This window comes from Agrobacterium sp. 10MFCol1.1 (assembly GCF_000381165.1).
Classification (GTDB): domain Bacteria; phylum Pseudomonadota; class Alphaproteobacteria; order Rhizobiales; family Rhizobiaceae; genus Agrobacterium; species Agrobacterium tumefaciens.
The window spans coordinates 505,204-521,096 of the sequence record NZ_KB906072.1 but is presented as its reverse complement, the minus strand read 5'-3'; the positions used below and the strand labels follow the sequence as shown (position 1 = coordinate 521,096).

Annotated in this window: 15 protein-coding genes; 7 read left to right on the top strand and 8 right to left on the bottom strand. The window is 60.2% G+C overall.

The annotated features are described in order from the left end of the window. The first annotated feature begins 82 nt into the window (after window positions 1–82). Together F617_RS0102675 and F617_RS0102670 are read left to right on the top strand one after the other, a co-directional pair. A complete protein-coding gene (locus F617_RS0102675) occupies window positions 83–436 on the top strand; it encodes a DUF952 domain-containing protein (protein WP_019564335.1) in 354 nt (117 codons plus the stop codon). Beyond that, window positions 436–1,527, top strand: coding sequence for a quinone-dependent dihydroorotate dehydrogenase (locus F617_RS0102670; protein ID WP_019564334.1), 1,092 nt, complete (start codon window positions 436–438; stop codon window positions 1,525–1,527). Before F617_RS0102675 ends, F617_RS0102670 begins: the two co-directional genes overlap by 1 nt. Window positions 1,528–1,652: 125 nt before the next feature. On the opposite strand, the gene F617_RS0102665 is transcribed toward F617_RS0102670, so the two are convergent. Both F617_RS0102665 and F617_RS0102660 read right to left on the bottom strand, forming a co-directional pair. Further along, on the bottom strand, window positions 1,653–2,150 hold the full coding sequence (locus F617_RS0102665) for a CAP domain-containing protein (RefSeq protein WP_013635432.1): 498 nt from the start codon (window positions 2,148–2,150) through the stop codon (window positions 1,653–1,655). Between the two features lies 1 nt (window position 2,151). Then, window positions 2,152–2,418 (bottom strand): DUF6460 domain-containing protein, encoded by a 267-nt coding sequence (locus F617_RS0102660; protein ID WP_003514949.1) that lies wholly within the window; start codon window positions 2,416–2,418, stop codon window positions 2,152–2,154. Between the two features lie 168 nt (window positions 2,419–2,586). Here F617_RS0102660 and F617_RS0102655 point away from each other — a divergent pair, with 168 nt between their 5' ends. The 3 genes from F617_RS0102655 (at window position 2,587) to F617_RS0102645 (ending at window position 4,989) form a co-directional block, all read left to right on the top strand. Next, on the top strand, window positions 2,587–3,528 hold the full coding sequence (locus tag F617_RS0102655) for a class I SAM-dependent methyltransferase (protein ID WP_019564333.1): 942 nt from the start codon (window positions 2,587–2,589) through the stop codon (window positions 3,526–3,528). Between the two features lie 134 nt (window positions 3,529–3,662). Further along, entirely contained in the window at window positions 3,663–4,274 is a 612-nt protein-coding gene (locus tag F617_RS0102650; RefSeq protein WP_003514951.1) for a YitT family protein, read from the top strand. 73 nt (window positions 4,275–4,347) lie between these two features. Beyond that, window positions 4,348–4,989: a YitT family protein gene (locus F617_RS0102645; RefSeq protein ID WP_003514952.1), complete on the top strand. Its 642-nt coding sequence runs from the start codon at window positions 4,348–4,350 to the stop codon at window positions 4,987–4,989. Between the two features lie 26 nt (window positions 4,990–5,015). Here the strand turns inward: F617_RS0102645 and F617_RS0102640 are convergent, their stop codons facing one another. Further along, window positions 5,016–5,477 (bottom strand): carboxymuconolactone decarboxylase family protein, encoded by a 462-nt coding sequence (locus F617_RS0102640; protein ID WP_019564332.1) that lies wholly within the window; start codon window positions 5,475–5,477, stop codon window positions 5,016–5,018. Between the two features lie 101 nt (window positions 5,478–5,578). Beyond that, entirely contained in the window at window positions 5,579–6,082 is a 504-nt protein-coding gene (locus tag F617_RS0102635) for an Rrf2 family transcriptional regulator (protein ID WP_013635435.1), read from the bottom strand. A gap of 50 nt (window positions 6,083–6,132) precedes the next feature. Between F617_RS0102635 and F617_RS0102630 the strand changes: the two genes are divergently transcribed. Together F617_RS0102630 and pdeM are read left to right on the top strand one after the other, a co-directional pair. Continuing rightward, entirely contained in the window at window positions 6,133–8,724 is a 2,592-nt protein-coding gene (locus F617_RS0102630; protein WP_245260752.1) for a ligase-associated DNA damage response DEXH box helicase, read from the top strand. A gap of 34 nt (window positions 8,725–8,758) precedes the next feature. Beyond that, window positions 8,759–9,487: a ligase-associated DNA damage response endonuclease PdeM gene (gene pdeM / locus F617_RS0102625; protein WP_025592414.1), complete on the top strand. Its 729-nt coding sequence runs from the start codon at window positions 8,759–8,761 to the stop codon at window positions 9,485–9,487. Window positions 9,488–9,505: 18 nt separating this feature from the next. On the opposite strand, the gene F617_RS0102620 is transcribed toward pdeM, so the two are convergent. From F617_RS0102620 to podJ, 4 genes are all read right to left on the bottom strand, one after another. Next, window positions 9,506–9,943 (bottom strand): universal stress protein, encoded by a 438-nt coding sequence (locus F617_RS0102620; RefSeq protein ID WP_003514961.1) that lies wholly within the window; start codon window positions 9,941–9,943, stop codon window positions 9,506–9,508. A gap of 160 nt (window positions 9,944–10,103) precedes the next feature. After that, complete coding sequence (locus F617_RS0102615; protein WP_019564329.1) at window positions 10,104–10,928, bottom strand: TIGR02186 family protein; 825 nt, start codon at window positions 10,926–10,928, stop codon at window positions 10,104–10,106. After that, window positions 10,925–11,851, bottom strand: coding sequence for a sulfite exporter TauE/SafE family protein (locus F617_RS0102610; protein WP_003514964.1), 927 nt, complete (start codon window positions 11,849–11,851; stop codon window positions 10,925–10,927). Before F617_RS0102610 ends, F617_RS0102615 begins: the two co-directional genes overlap by 4 nt. Window positions 11,852–12,114: 263 nt before the next feature. Continuing rightward, the gene (gene podJ, locus F617_RS0102605) at window positions 12,115–15,888 is read right to left on the bottom strand and encodes a cell division protein PodJ (RefSeq protein WP_019564328.1); all 3,774 of its coding nucleotides are present in this window, start codon (window positions 15,886–15,888) and stop codon (window positions 12,115–12,117) included. Window positions 15,889–15,893 lie beyond the last annotated feature (5 nt).

Sequence of the window (15,893 nt, the reverse complement as noted above, 5' to 3'; positions counted from 1 at the left end):
GCCGTGGAAACTGTGGACAATCGACCCGCTTTGCGGCAAACCGCCCAGACTGAAAAGCCTTGGAAAGCCTTCGGAGAGCCCCATGCACGAAACGCCCGCGATCATTTACAAAATCGTGCCGGAGACGTTGTGGAATGCAGCCAGGGAACAAGGCATCTTCGAAGGCGCCGCCATCGATCTGACTGATGGGTTCATTCATTTTTCAACGGCAAAGCAGGCGGCCGAGACTGCCGCCCGGCATTTTTCCGGCCAGACCGACCTGCTTCTGATCGCTGTTGATGGTGCAGCACTTGGCGACAAGCTGGTTTATGAACCCTCGAGAGGCGGCGATCTTTTCCCCCATCTCTATGCGTCTCTTCCCTTGACCGCCGTGCTTTGGGAAACGCCGCTTTCACTTGGCCATGATGGCCAGCACCAGTTTCCGGAGATTTTGTGATGAGCGGATTATTTTCCTCAATCGGCCGCAAGGGCCTGTTTCTTGTCGATCCGGAAAAGGCACATGGTCTGTCCGTGGCGGCGCTGAAAAGCGGCTTTCTGCCCACCTGCATGGTGCCGCACGATCCGCGGCTGCAGCAGACCGTTGCAGGCCTCGTTTTCCCCAATCCGCTCGGCATGGCGGCGGGTTACGACAAGAATGCGGAAGTCCCGGGACCGCTTCTGAGGCTCGGTTTCGGCTTTACTGAAATCGGCACCGTCACGCCGCGTGGGCAATCCGGCAATCCCAAACCGCGCATCTTCCGTCTGGTTGAGGATGAAGGCGTCATCAACCGCCTCGGTTTCAACAATGAAGGCCATGCCGCGGCGCTGGAGCGCTTGAGGCAGGCGCAGTTACGCGGCATCGTCGGCGTCAATATCGGTGCCAACAAGGACAGCGAAGACCGCATCGCCGATTATGTGCAGGGCATCGAGGCCTTTTATTCGGTCGCATCCTATTTCACCGTCAACATCTCTTCGCCCAATACGCCGGGTCTGCGTGACTTGCAGGCGCGCGAAAGCCTCGCGGCACTTCTTGGCGCCGTGCTGGAGCGCCGCAGGGCAGAAGCCGAACGCTTTGGCAAACGCATTCCGATCTTCCTGAAGATCGCGCCCGATCTGACCGAGGAAGGGCTGGATGACGTGGCGGAAGAGGCGCTGGCCCATGATCTCGATGGCCTGATCGTCTCCAACACCACGCTCTCGCGTGAAGGCCTGCGGCCCGGTCCGCATAAGGGTGAGGCGGGTGGACTGTCCGGCAAGCCGCTATTCGAGCTTTCGACCACTGTTCTCGCCAAGATGCGCCGGCGCGTCGGCAGCAATCTGCCCATCATCGGCGTGGGTGGCGTTTCTTCGCCGGAAACGGCATTGGAAAAGGTAAGGGCAGGGGCCGATCTGGTTCAGCTCTATTCCTGCATGGTCTATGAAGGCCCCGGCCTGCCGTCGTCCATCGTCAAAGGCCTGTCGAAGCTGGTCTCTCGCGAAGGTGTGCACTCCATTCGTGACCTACGCGACAGCACGGTCGACCGCTGGGCCGACCGCAAGCTTGGATGACGATGACCTGAACGGTCGAGACGCTGCGTCGGTTAAGATAAGTGCTTATCGTGGTGGTGTGCTCTCCTGCCTCATCCCTGTGACAGGGAGAGGAATGAGGGTGGAGGGGGCGTCCCCCCGTTATCTCACGCGCAGAGCACCATCGCCCAATAGGGCCGGTTGCGGCTTGCGGCATCATAGGCAACCGCGACGCCAAGGCCATTATATGGTCCGAGCATGTTTTCGAGATGATGTTTCGAGCCGATCCAGGCCTTGACGACACGCTCAACGCTGTCCTGCCCGGCCGCCACGTTTTCCGCTGCTGGTAGCGGTACATTGCCGTCCTTCATGCGGATGAGGAAACTGTCGGTCAGGCCGATCAGATGCGCCATCTTCTGCGCCTTGACCATGCGTCCGGCCTGATAAGCGGCCGCACCACTTGCCGCACTACTGAAGGAGAGTGGCGAAAGTCCTTTCGAGCGGCGCAACTCGTTGACCATTGGAAGCGCTGCCGCGGTCTCATCGCGGGTGCCTGACGGCATGCCCTTGTTTGTAGGCACGGAAACACAGGCGGAAAGAACGGAACCGGCGGAAATCAGCACGAAGCCGCGCCGCGTAAGCGTCTGGAAAGATGTGTCGGTCATGTCAGCGGCGATAGCTCAGGAGGCGCAGGATGATGAAAATGGGTATGACGATCGTCGCGCCAAGGATCAGATAGTCGCCGATTGCGCCAAGCGCGTGGAAACCGCTGCGCCACAGATCAACCACGAAGTCGCGTGCGCCATAGATGATATTCCATGGCGTCAATCCGAAGATCGCCATCAGAAAGCCGACGAGCAATGAAACTACCAGCAGCTTCACCACGGTGCGGGCCACCGTATCACCCAGCATTTTGTTGACCTCACCGGCCATCAGCAAGTCTCCTGTTTTGTCCTGACATATGAAGCACGCTGCTTCGATGCAAGTTTCGGTGCACTATATCGCGTCATATTCGCAATTCCATGAGTGCGCCATGAAATAGGACTTGAGTTTTTTTATGGCTTGATAAATGACAGCCGACATCTTCTCAGGAAATCTTGAATGGCCCCAAACCAGTTTTCTTCCGGTGACGTCATTGCCGACCGCCGGGCGGACTATGCCCGCATGTTGGCGGAGAGCGGTGATTATCCCGCCGCCGCCGAACTCATGGAGCAGGCGCTTGAACTTGCGCCACGGTGGACGGCGGGCTGGTTTCGCTTCGGGGAATATCATGAAAAGGCGGGGGAAACGGACAAAGCCGTGGCGGCTTACGAAAAAGTCGCCGAACTGGATACGGAAGGGCTGTTTGCAGCCGAACTGAAACTCGCGGTTCTCGGCGCCGCGGACACACCGGAGCAGCCGCCGAGCCGTTATGTAGAAGGGCTGTTCGACGATTATGCCGACCGTTTCGAAACGTCGCTCGTCGAGAAACTGGATTACAGCGTACCGCAGAAGCTGGCGGAACTGATCGGCAAGGCGGCGGGAGGCGGCGTCTTCGACACCATTGTCGATATCGGCTGCGGCACCGGCCTTCTCGGCGTTGAAATCCGCTCCCTGGCGAAGCGGCTGGAAGGTTTCGACATTTCCCAGAACATGCTCGCCAAGGCGGAGGAAAAGGGACTTTACGCCCATCTCGGCCAGGCCGATCTATCGCTGGAAGCTGATGCCTCGGGACTGTTCGCGCCGGCAATGCCGCACCACCGCGCGGACCTCGTCGCCGCCGCCGACGTGATGATGTATCTCGGCAGTCTCGAAACCGTCATGCCCCTCGTTTCGGCCCTGCTTGTGCCCTCCGGTTTCTTCGCCTTTTCGGTGGAGGACGCAGGGGATGAAGATGGTTTTGTGCTGCGGGAATCGTTGCGTTACGCACATTCGAAAAGCTATGTGACCGGCCTTCTTGAGCGGGCGGGCTATTCTCTTATCGAAATCCGCAAAACCACCATTCGCAAGGATGCCGGAAAACCCCTTTCCGGCATTCTTTTTCTTGCCCGCGCCAAAGCCTGAACATTTCGTTTCTTGCCTTTTTCACGATAGGTCAGTCGTCCTTACGTATCCATCTTGATCGCGTGTTTGTTGCAGTGCAAAATGCGCGGAAACCTGAGGGAAAAAGCGTGAGCAGAACGAGAAGCGTTTACAGCATGTGGAGTTCGGATCCGGCCAAACATGCGCCCGTGGAAGACGTGCAGGGCATCGTTACCGGAGCTATCGTATCGGCGCTCGGTTTTTATCTGCTGAACAAGGTCGGCCTTTTGACCGGTGGCACCGCCGGCGTCGCCTTCCTCATTCACTATGCCTTCGGCATCAGCTTCGGCCTCCTGTTCTTCCTCGTCAATCTGCCCTTTTATTACCTCTCGTTCCGCCGCCTCGGTCTTGCCTTTTCCATCAAGACCTTCATTGCCATCGGTCTTGTTTCGGTGCTGACGGAAGTGGAAGCGCGCTGGATGGTCATTGACAGCATCAACCCGCTCTGGGCGGCGCTGCTCGGTGGCCTGCTCCTCGGTTACGGGTTGCTGGCGCTTTATCGCCATCGCGCCAGCCTCGGCGGCATCGGCATTCTGGCCATCTATATTCAGGACCGCTTCGGCATCCGCGCCGGCCTGATCCAGCTTGCCTTCGATGCATTCGTGATGCTCTGCGCCTTCCTCGTCATCGATCCGGCCACCGTCGTCTATTCGATTGTCGGCGCCTTCGTGCTGAACATGTTTCTCGCCATCAACCACCGCTCGGACAGATACATCGTTGTGCGCTGAAGAAAGTACGCTTGAAATCTCTCGCGCTTGGGCGCAATAGCTCGATCAAGGCCGGAAAATCAGGGGAACAGGCATGGGCGATACGACTACGCGCAAGCGCGTGAATATCTGGGCTTCTGCGCCCGATCGCCATTCGCTGCTGGAAGATGCCCAGGGCGTTCTGGCGGGCAGCATGCTGGTCTCGCTCGGCGTGACGCTGCTTTCCGCTGCGGGCCTCCTCACCGGGGGTGTGGTGGGTATTGCCTTTCTGGTGCACTATTCGATCGGCTTTAGCTTCGGCGCGGTGTTCTTCCTCGTCAATCTGCCGTTTTATTATCTCGCCTTCCGCCGTCTCGGCCTTGCTTTCACGGTCAAGACCTTTTGCGCCATTGCCATGACGGCGCTGCTTTCGGAATATATGCCGGGCTTCTTCGCTTTCGAAAGCATCAATCCCGTCGCGGCCGCCCTTTTCGGCGGGTTGACGGTCGCGGCAGGCATGCTTGCACTGTTCCGCCATCGCACTAGCCTCGGCGGCTTCGGCATATTGGCGCTTTATCTCCAGGACCGTTTTGGCTGGCGCGCCGGTCTCGTCCAGCTCGCCTTCGATGGCATGGTGCTGGCCTGCTCATTCTTCGTGGCGACACCCTTCGTCATCCTGTGCTCCATCCTCGGCGCGCTAGTCATGAACCTCGCGCTCGCCATCAATCATAGAAACGACCGCTACATCGCCATGTAACGGTCGTCCGGTGCAGGTAAAGCGGATCAGGCTGCTTTTGCTGCCGCTTCGACCGGGTGCTGCGAACGGAAGCCGACGGCGATGCGGTTCCAGGTGTTGATGGCACCGATGGCAACGGTGATCTTCACGATGTCCTCATCGGAGAAATGCGCCTTCAGGGCCTCGAAGGCGTCATCCGGAGCGCCGGTTTCGACAATCTTCGTTACCGCATCCACCCAGCCGAGCAACGCCCGTTCCTGTTCGGTATATACCGGGGATTCCCGCCAAACGCTCATCAGGTTGATCCACTGTTCGGAAAGACCGTCGTGACGGCTTTCCTTCACATGCATGTCCACACAGAACGCGCAGCCATTGATGATTGATGCGCGCAGCTTGATGAGATGAACGAAGCGGCGCTCGAGGCCGCTGCTCTGGACGTAGGTTTCGAGCGCCATCACGGCTTTGAAGGCTTCGGGGGATGCCTTGGCATAGTTCAAACGGGTTTTCATGTGTCTCTCTCCATTCGTGGTTCAGTTTGAGGGGCATGTGTCATCGTTCCGGGAAGCTGCGAAGCTCTCCGGTATTTCAGATGGTCGGGTCTTTTTAGGTTCTAGCGCGTCGCCGTCCTGCGCTCGTTCAGCTCCAGAAAGGCGCAGCCGCGTGCCGCAATGCCGCCGTCGTCAGTGGCGGCAAGGTCGCCCAGAATGTCGGCAATGCTGGTTTTAGCGAGTTCCGCCCGATAGGCTTTCTCCGCCTTCAGCATCGCGGCGTTGATGCCGCAGGGCTTGGTGAAATAACGTCCCGGCAGGGGGTTCGGCCCGCGCTGGCGAATTTCTGCGCAGCGAAAGGCAGGCTGTGGTCCCTCCACGGCCAGAACAATATCAAGCAGGGTAATCTTGTCGGTTGTCCGGGCCAGACGATAACCGCCCTTCGGCCCTGGTACGGTGGAAACTATTCCGGCACCGGAAAGCAATTGCAGGTGCTTCAAGAGATAACTCGTGGAAACGCCATGGAATTCTGCCAGCGCCGCCGCCGAAAGCACGCCGCCTTCGGAAAGTCCCGCTAACATGCCTACGCTGTGAATGGCCTGTTCAACGCCGTCGCCGAGTTTCATCCGATTTGCTCACGTTTGGTTTGCTTTAGTATCGTGGATATTATTTATCCATGACTATGCATTCCTGTCAAGCAGCTCTGTTCCGCTCTTCTTTTTTCAAGGTTTCTCACTACCTTGAAGGCGTGAAACACGCTGAGTCTCCCATTTCCGGCACGCATGTCGGCACCTTGCCCCTTTCATTCCAGAAATGGTTTGCCGAAAAAGGGTGGTCCCCGCGCGCGCATCAATTGGAGCTGATGGCTCGGGCGCGTGGCGGCGAAAACATGCTGCTGATTGCACCGACGGGTGCCGGCAAGACGCTGGGCGGCTTCATGGCGTCGCTCACCGATCTTGCTGAACGCGGCAAGGTGCCGCCGGGCTCCGCCTTTGTCGGCGTGCACACGCTTTACATCTCGCCGCTCAAGGCACTTGCGGTGGATATCGAACGCAATCTCACCAAGCCTGTCACGGAAATGGGCCTGCCGATCTCAATCGAAACCCGCACCGGCGATACGCCGCAGGCAAAACGCCAGCGCCAGAAGGTCAAACCGCCCGATATTCTCCTGACGACGCCGGAACAGGTGTCGCTGCTGCTTGCCAACAAGGAAGCCGAGCGCTTTTTCCGCGACCTGAAATATGTGGTGCTGGATGAGCTGCACTCGCTCGTCACCTCCAAGCGTGGCCATCTGCTGTCGCTCGCGCTCGCGCGGGTGCGCAGGCACGCGCCGCATGTCCGCTTCATTGGCCTTTCCGCCACGGTGGCGGAGCCGATGGATTTGCGCCGTTACCTGGCACCGCAGGGGCAGGGAGAACCGCCCGCAGGTCTTATAACAGTGGAAGGCGGAGCCAAGCCAAACATCGCCATTCTGCAGACGGAGGAGCGTATTCCATGGTCCGGCCATTCCGCGCGCTACGCCATGAAGGATTTGTATCCCGCTCTGAAGGCGCACCAGACGACGCTCATCTTCGTTAACACCCGTTCGCAGGCGGAAAGGATTTTTCAGGAACTCTGGAATGTAAACGACGATAATCTTCCGATCGCCTTGCATCACGGTTCGCTGGATGCCGGACAGCGCCGCCGGGTGGAGGCCGCGATGGCTGAAAACAAATTGCGCGCGGTCGTCGCCACCTCCACGCTCGATCTCGGGATAGACTGGGGCGATGTCGATCTCGTCGTGCATGTCGGCGCGCCAAAGGGGGCGAGCCGCCTTGCCCAGCGCATCGGCCGCGCCAATCACCGCATGGATGAGCCGTCAAAGGCAATCCTCGTTCCCGCCAACCGTTTCGAGGTGATGGAGTGCCGGGCCGCACTCGATGCGAACTATATCGGCGCGCAGGATACGCCCCCCATCGCGCAAGGCGCACTGGATGTTCTTGCCCAGCATGTGCTCGGTATGGCCTGCGCCGAACCTTTCGATGCGGATGATCTCTATCGTGAAGTGACCAGCGCTTCACCCTATGCCGATCTACCGCGTTCTACCTTCGACCGCGTTGTGGATTTTACCGCTACCGGTGGATACGCACTGCGCACCTATGAACGTTACGCCCGCATCCGCCAGATGAAGGACGGCCGCTGGCGTGTCTCCAATCCGGCGGTCGCGCAGCAATATCGCCTCAACCTCGGCACCATCGTCGAGGCTGCGGAACTCAATGTCCGCATGGTCAAGCGCAATGCCAAGGGCTCGGTCGGACGCGGTGGCATGTCGCTCGGCAAGGTCGAGGAATATTTCCTCGAGCAGCTGGTGCAGGGCGATACCTTCCTGTTTGCCGGCAAGGTTCTGCGCTTCGAAGGCATCCGGGAGAATGAATGCCTGGTGTCGCAGGCCTTTTCGATGGACCCGAAGATACCCTCCTATGCCGGCGGCAAGTTTCCGCTTTCCACCTACCTTGCGGACCAGGTGCGCTCCATGCTGTCCGATCCCGCCCGCTGGCAGTCGCTGCCGGATCAGGTGCGCGACTGGTTGGCAATCCAGAAGGAAAAATCGATCATTCCCAAGCGCGACGAGCTGCTGGTCGAGACATTTCCCTTCCGCAAACGCTTCTTCATGGTCATGTATCCTTTTGAAGGGCGGCTGGCTCACCAGACCCTCGGCATGCTTCTGACACGGCGGCTGGAACGGGCGGGCGCAAAGCCCATGGGCTTCGTTGCCACCGATTATTCGCTCGCCATCTGGGCCATGGAGGATATTGGCAGGCGGCTGAAATCCCGCCGCCTGTCGTTGGCGGAACTTCTCGACGAGGACATGCTGGGCGACGATCTCGAGGCGTGGCTGGACGAATCCTTCATGCTGAAGCGGACCTTCCGCAACTGTGCCGTCATTTCAGGCCTCATCGAACGCCGCCATCCCGGCAAGGAAAAGACGGGCCGTCAGGTCACGGTCTCCGCCGATCTTATTTATGACGTTCTTCGCAGCCATGAGCCGGATCATATTCTGCTGGAGGCAACCAGACGTGATGCGGCGGCGGGACTTTTGGACATTGGCCGTCTTGGCGATATGCTGAAGCGAATCAAGGGTCACACCACCCATCGTGCACTGGAGCACGTCTCGCCGCTTGCCGTTCCCGTCATGCTGGAAATCGGCCGCGAGACGGTGGCGGGCGAGGCGATGGATCAGGTGCTGGCCGAGGCCGCAGACGAGCTTATCGCCGAAGCCATGTCCTGAGGCATCAAACTGGAATGAAGGAACGACCACAAAAGTGCTGAGCCGACTGACATTGAGCGACAGGTTTTCCAATGGCTTCGAATGCCTTGGCAGCGAAACTGCCATCAACGGCGTCGCCGCCTGGTGTGACCCGTTGGGTGGGCTTTACCTGCCCGATCTGTCGCTGCTGGTTGTCTCGGACCTGCATCTTGAAAAAGGTGCGGCCTTTGCCCGGCGCGGGCGCATGCTGCCGCCTTACGACACGATCGCTACCCTCAAAATCCTGTCTTCCCTTGTCAGCCGTTACGATCCGAAGATCGTCGTCAGCCTCGGCGACAATTTCCACGATCGGGTCGGGTCCGAGCATCTGCCGCTTATGCTGCGCGAACTGATCCGCGAGATGGCCCGTGGCCGTGACTGGATATGGATCAACGGCAATCACGATCCGGATGGCACGGTCGATCTGCCGGGGTCTTCGGTAGATGAGATGTTTTATGGCAATCTCGTTTTCCGCCACGAGCCTAAGGTAGGAGATGCCGCGGGTGAAATCGCAGGCCATCTGCATCCCTCCGCCACTGTTCGCCGTCGCGAAAAAACGGTGCGGCGCCCCTGTTTCGCCACCGATGGTTCCCGCCTGTTGATGCCGGCCTTCGGGGTGATGAGCGGCGGACTGGATTTGCGGCACAAGGCGATGCGCGGCCTCTTTGACCACGCTGCACTCGTCGCGCATCTGATGGGGCGGGACCGCATCTATTCGGTACGGTTTTCAAATCTGCTCGGCTGAGCGCATCGCTTCGCCCGCCTATTGGCGGTATACCAGCACCGGTATCTTCGAGTTTTTCAGCACCTTGGCGGTAACGCTGCCGACAAGCATCTCGACGAAGCTTCTGCGCCGGTGTGAAGCCATGGCGATCAGGTCGCAGCCGGTCCTGTTGGCGATTTCGACAATCGCCTCATCCGGCCGTCCCGCCCGCGCCAGCAGGGCTTCGCAATCCAGCCCCATCGATGCGGCGTGCGCCTGCGTATCTCTCAGAAAATGCTCCGCCTCCTCGCAACGGTGGAATTCCTCTTCGGCAATGGCGGCAATGTCCTCGACATCGCTGGCAATCACGTGAAAGGGTTCGGACACCGTCACGACGGTCACCTTTGCGCCTGCCTCTCTGGCGAGAGCGAACCCTTGGTCGATTGCGATCTGCGCCAGCGGCGAGCCATCGGTGGGAATGAGAATGTGCTTGAACATGACATTTCTCCTTTTCATCCCGGTCACAACCGCACTTGCCGCCATAAGCTGCGTACGTGGTTGTAACGTCTTGAATTTTACCGCAAACCATTGAAGGAAGCGAACGCTATCTTTTACGCCGAGGGCGAAAGACGCGCTCTTTTACGGGAATGAAAAACACTCATTCCTTGCGGAAAATAATACTGGCACTCCAGCCCGTGACGACGGCGAGGAGAACGCACAGCGCGCCATAGGCAAGCGGTGTCTGATGCGCGGCATCCGTGATTGCCTGTTCCATGCCGGTCTTGACGACGCGCAGTTTCAGCTCGCGCTGGGCGATGAAATTGCCGCTCTTGAAGAGATAGGCACGGGCGGTATGCACGCCGTTCGGGACGTTGGCGGGCAGGCGCAGGGTTGCCCAGAACAGGCCGGTGCGTTCAAGCCGCACGCCGGTCGTGTCGTTGCGATAGATGCCGCTTGAAAGCCGCAGGCGCCGATAGGCCTCCTGAAAATCGAAGACATTGTCGGGCACGCCGGAAAACACCGCACTTTTGAGCGACAGATGTTCGACACCAAGCCCCATGGCCCGCAAGGTGCCAGGCGAAGCGACGGCGCTGATATCGCGCGTGCTGGCCATGGAATAGGATTCCGGCAGCGGCGTGAAGGTGATGGCGCTGGTATTGATCCAGATACCGGCCACGCGCTCCTTCTTGCGCACGGTCATGTAGTCGCTGGGGCCTTCGAGGGTGACGACGATATCATATTGGCCGATAGCGAGCAGCAACTGGTCGGTGTTGTTAAGAGCTCCGAAAAGCGTGAAATCCGCGCCGCGAAAATCGGAGGTGATCGGAATCTCCGTCGTCGATGCGCCGATTTCGATATTTTCCTGCAAGGACCGCTGCTGTGTGCCGGGAGGCAGGGCAAGCGGCGGTGTCTGCGCCGAAGCGTTAAAGGCAAGGCAGGAACCGATAAGCAGAAAGGCGCAAAGCAGCAGGCGGTGGGTCAATAACCTAACCCTCCGACGGCGACCGAAAACAGGTCTTCGGGGCGAACTACCAGTGCCACGGCAAGGCGAAGGGCGACTGCAAGCACCAGAAGCGCCAAAAGCGCGCGCAGCTGTTCGCCGCGCAGTTTCTGCCCGACGCGCACGCCATATTGCGCGCCGATGACGCCCGCGACCATCAAGATGAAGGCCAGCACCACATCGACGGAATAGTTCGTCGCAGCCTGAACGATGGTCGTATAGGCGGTAACGAAAATGATCTGGAACAGTGAGGTCCCGACAACGACGTTGGTCGGAATACGCAGAAGATAGATCATGGCCGGCACCATGATGAAGCCGCCGCCGACACCCATGATCGAGGTCAGGATGCCGATACCGAAACCCAGCGTGACGACGGGAATGATGCTGAGATAGATCTTCGACTTCTTGAACCGCATTTTCAGCGGCAGGCGGTGAACCCAGTTGTGATGGCCGGGGCGGCGCAGCGTCACCGTCTCATTACGGGCAGCGCGGCGCAGGGCGGAAATGCTCTCCTTCAGCATCAAGGTGCCGACAGTGCCGAGCAGGATGACATAAAGCAGCGAAACGATGAGATCGAGCTGGCCGATGCTGCGCAGGAAGGAGAATATCCACACGCCCACCGTAGCGCCCACAAGGCCGCCGACCAGCAGGACGCTCCCAAGCTTCACATCCAGCGTTCCGCGCCGGAAATGCGTGATCGAGCCGGAGACGGAAGAGGCCACCACCTGGTTTGCGCCCGTCGCCACAGCCACTACGGGCGGAATATTGTAAAAAATCAGCAAGGGGGTGATGAGAAAACCGCCCCCCACGCCGAACATGCCGGAAAGAAAACCGACGGCCGCGCCCATGCCGAGAATGATGAAAATGTTCACCGACAGTTCTGCAATCGGCAGATAGACAGTCACGGCTCGGACCTCGGGCAAATGGTTCCGGGCGGCAGGGCTTGTCCGGGTGTGGGGCCGCGCCGCGATTTACATTTTCTGTCTGAAAAGACCGGGCATGCCCAGCCTTCATCCGTCATGCCCGCGAGGGTCCGACGTGTCAACATTCAACGGTAAATACGTTGATAATTTGGAAACATAGCGATCAGGCGTGGGAGCAGCGCCACATTCCGGCGCCAAACTGCGGGGAAGCGGCCGGGGAGGCCGCCTCGTCCGTTGCGAAACGGTTATTTGTTGCGGGCGAGCAGCGCTGTCACCAGCTCGTTGGTGATGCGCCCGTCGGGTGTCTGGCCAACGGATTTCTGGAAATCCTTGATGGCGGTAACCGTGTTCTTGCCAAGCTTGCCGTCGGGCTGGCCGGCATCGAAACCGTTCTTGTTCAGGATTGCCTGAATGTTGCGGATCGCCTTTTCCATGTCCACGGAGGCAGTCTTCACGCCGTCCTTGCCAGCCCATTCCTCGGGCGGATTGACACTGTTGGCGTCTTCCGAAAGCGGCTTGACCTTCCACGCGTCGGCTTTCGCACTTGCGCTCTGAAGCTGCTGCGGGTTCATCGCTCCCGCAACCTCGTCACGCTTCTGGGCAGCGTCCGTGTCGCCATCCTTGGCGGCAATGGAGAACCACTTGTAGGATTCCTCGATATCCTGCTTCACGCCGCTTCCGCGCGCGTAGAGAATGGCAAGGTTGAACTGGCTGTCGCGGACGCCGAGTTCGGAAGCCTTGATGAACCATTGCGCGGCGGTGGTGAAATCCGGCTGGCCGGCCGCATCGGAGGCGAGCAGGACGGCGAGATTGTGCATGGCGCCTGCATTGCCCTGTTCGGCTGCCAGCGTGTAATAGCGCTTCGCTTCGGAAAGGTTGCGCTCGACGCCGTTCGCCTTCTCGTAAAGGTTGGCGAGACGATATTGTGCGGGAGCAAGGCCGCGATCCGCAGCCAGCTTGTACCATTTGGCGGCTTCCGCGCGATCGGCGGCAAGGCCGCGACCTTCGGTGTAGCGTGCTGCGATCTCGTACAGCGCCTGCGTGTCGCCTTTCGCTGCGGCTTCCGCCAGCGATGCTGGCTCGATACCGGCGGGAACCGCAATCGCGCCCTGGGCGGCGGCAGTTGTGGTAGCGGCCTGCACCGGTGCCTGCGGCTCACTCTGTGCGACAGTGCCTGATGTCGCCGCATCCACAGCAGGCGCATCGGCAACAGGCGGTTCATTGGCAAGCGGCGCGCCGCCAATGGTACGCGGATCGATGGTGTTTTCCGATGGTGCTGCGTTTTCGATGCTGTCGGCGGATGCCGCCTCCTGCGAATCGATAGCCAGTTCGGACGGAATGGTCACGGCCTTGTCGCCGGTCTCGGGAAGTGCGGAGACCGGGGCATCGCCCATCTTCTCTTCGATGACCGGTGCCGGGGCTTCCGTGCCGCCCATCATCGTCTTGACGAGCGGCATGGCCATCATCGCAAGAAGAATGGCGCCGATGCCGAGCAGCAGCGGGCGACGATAACGTGAAAGCGCCGAAGCGTCGGGCTTGCGATTTTTCTTGCCGGTCTCAAGCTTCTCCGGTGAGGTTTCCATGGCGGCAGCCTGCGCTGCGCGACGGGCGGCGGCGATGAAATCCGTGCGGCCTTCTGCATCCGCCGCCTTGCCGCTGGAAGCGACCTGGCTGGCGCGCACCCGTTCCAGTATTTTCTTGATATCAGGTGCGCCGGAGCCGGGCTCCAGAAGTTCGTTCTCCTGGCCCGCGGGCAGCACGTCGATCGGATCGAGCGAAGGGGCGGGTTCCACCTGCGTGCGGGTGGTGGTTGCCGATACGGGTTCTTCTGCCGATTTGGCGGTCTTCGCCGTGCCGGTTTTGAAACGCTTGGTCAGGCCGGCAAGCAGGCTCTTTTTCTCTGCTTTTGCGGGTTTTGCAGCGGCGGGCGGCACGATTGCCATCGCATCCGCGCCGTTTTCGCCGGCATCGCGCGTGTCTTCGAGAATAAGCTGTTCTTCGGTGATGTAGCCCTCTTGCGGGAAGATGGCGGCCGGCATGGCCACGTCTTCGCGGGCGGGCGTAATCATATGCTGCGCGACGTTGCGTGGCGCTGCCTCTTCGCGATAGGCGGGAGCGGGTGCGCGATTATCAAGGCTGTCCAGTCGACCGGCAATCTGCACCAGCGTTTCGTGCAGCGCCTCGAAGGTGCGGTGCGTGCGTTCTTCCGTGTTGCGGCTCAGCGCCTCGAGGCTGCGCAGATCGGTGGCAAGATCGGTCAGCATCGTCATATCGGCGAGGTTTGCGCCGGAGGAGACATTGTTGCGCGTAAAGGCGTCCAGAACGGCCTCGGCCGCCTGTCGAGCCGCTTCGATGATATACTCATCGTTGGACGCCATGTAGTCCTCGATCGCCGACATGCGGGCATCGAGTTCCGGCGACATGCCCGCCGGCTGGTGATGACCCGGCTGGCTGATTAGCGAGGAGAGATGGGCGATCTGATTTTCGAGGCTGAGCAAAGCGCCGCTGTCGGCGGGTGCGGCATGGGCGGTCTCGTCCAGACGGGCCGCGATATCGCCAAGCCGTTCTTCCAGGCGCGAAAAAGTGCCTTCGTTGAAACCAGCAACGGGCTGCGGCTGGCTGTAGCGATAGTCAAGGTCTTCGATGCGCCGAGAAAGCGTGTCGAGCCGTTCCGCCAGGCCGTCATTGACCGTGCCGTGATCCAGCGCGTCGATCTTGCGGGAAATGTCGCTGAGGAACGATGTCAGTTCCGCCTGCTGTGAGGGGCGCTGCGAACGCTCCAGAAGCAGGGAAAGCTGGTCCAGTCGCTCGTGCAGCTGTGCCGCGTCGCGCGCCGTGCTCAATTCGTCGATCTTGGCGGCCAGCGTTTCAAGACGGGCGGTGAGATCCACAGCAGGATCGGGCTTTGCGGCGGCAATACGATTGATATCACCGAGCTGTTCGGCAAGGCCGTTCAGGCGGGTTTCCAGCCGCTGTGCCAGTGCGTTGTCGGTGGCCTGTGCATTGTTGGAGCGGGCGCCAGTAGCGGCAATGGCGCGGCTGATTTCATCCAGTCGCTGGTCCAGACCGGAAAACTGTTCGGTAAAGGCAGCCTCGTTCGGCTGCATATGCTTGCCGAGCTGCTCCACAGCGCTTGCGATGGTGATCAGCTTTTCCTCAAGCACGCGCACGGCGGGATTGTTGCTCATGCCGCCGAGCTGGGTCTTGATGTCGTCGAGACGATAGGCGAGCGAGACGATTTCGTCCTGCAGCGAGGCCGTGTCGAAACCGCGCAACGTGTCTTCCACGGTGTTCCAGCGGCTTTCGATCCGATGTACGCTGTCTTCACGCGCAAGCTGATCGATGGTGAGGCGCAGGTCATCGAATTCATTGCGCAGCCCGTAGGCATCGGGAGAGGCCAGATTGCCGAGCTGGTCGATGCTGCTGGCAAGCCTTGCAATATCGTCGCGCAGGTCGCCGATGAACTGCTGGTCTTCCGCGATCGCGCGAATGTTTCGGATTTCGGCTCGCAGCCCTTGCGCTTCGCGCGCCACGCCTTCTGAAATATCGTGCTTCAGCTCATGCCGCAGGTTGACGAGCGCCTGCGCGATCTCCTGCAAGGCCGCGTCGTTTCGCTGCTGCTCCTGATAGGGCGGGATGGAGCGCGCGCGCGGTGCGGGGTTGGCCGCCGCGTTCTGCACGTCGTTCGGCCGGTATTCAGGCGCAAGCGGTCTGCTAATGGTTCGTTCCGGGCGCGCAACGGGCTCCTGCGGGCGCTGGAAGCTTGCCTCAAGCAGGCGCTGGCGCTGGCGGATTTCGTTGACCGGGTCGAGTTGCGGCGGGGTGACGGTGGCGCGTGGCTCGCGCGGCGCGGCATGGGCCTCGTTTTTCGGCTCAGCTGTCGTGGCCCGGGGGTCGCGCGGAAATTTCTGGCTCATCAGCCCTTCGATGCGGGCTTCAAGGCCTTCAATGGTGCGATTGAGAGCATCAAGAGACGACCTGTCGCTCGGGCTTTGGTTTTTCGATCGCAATCCGTTCATCTTCT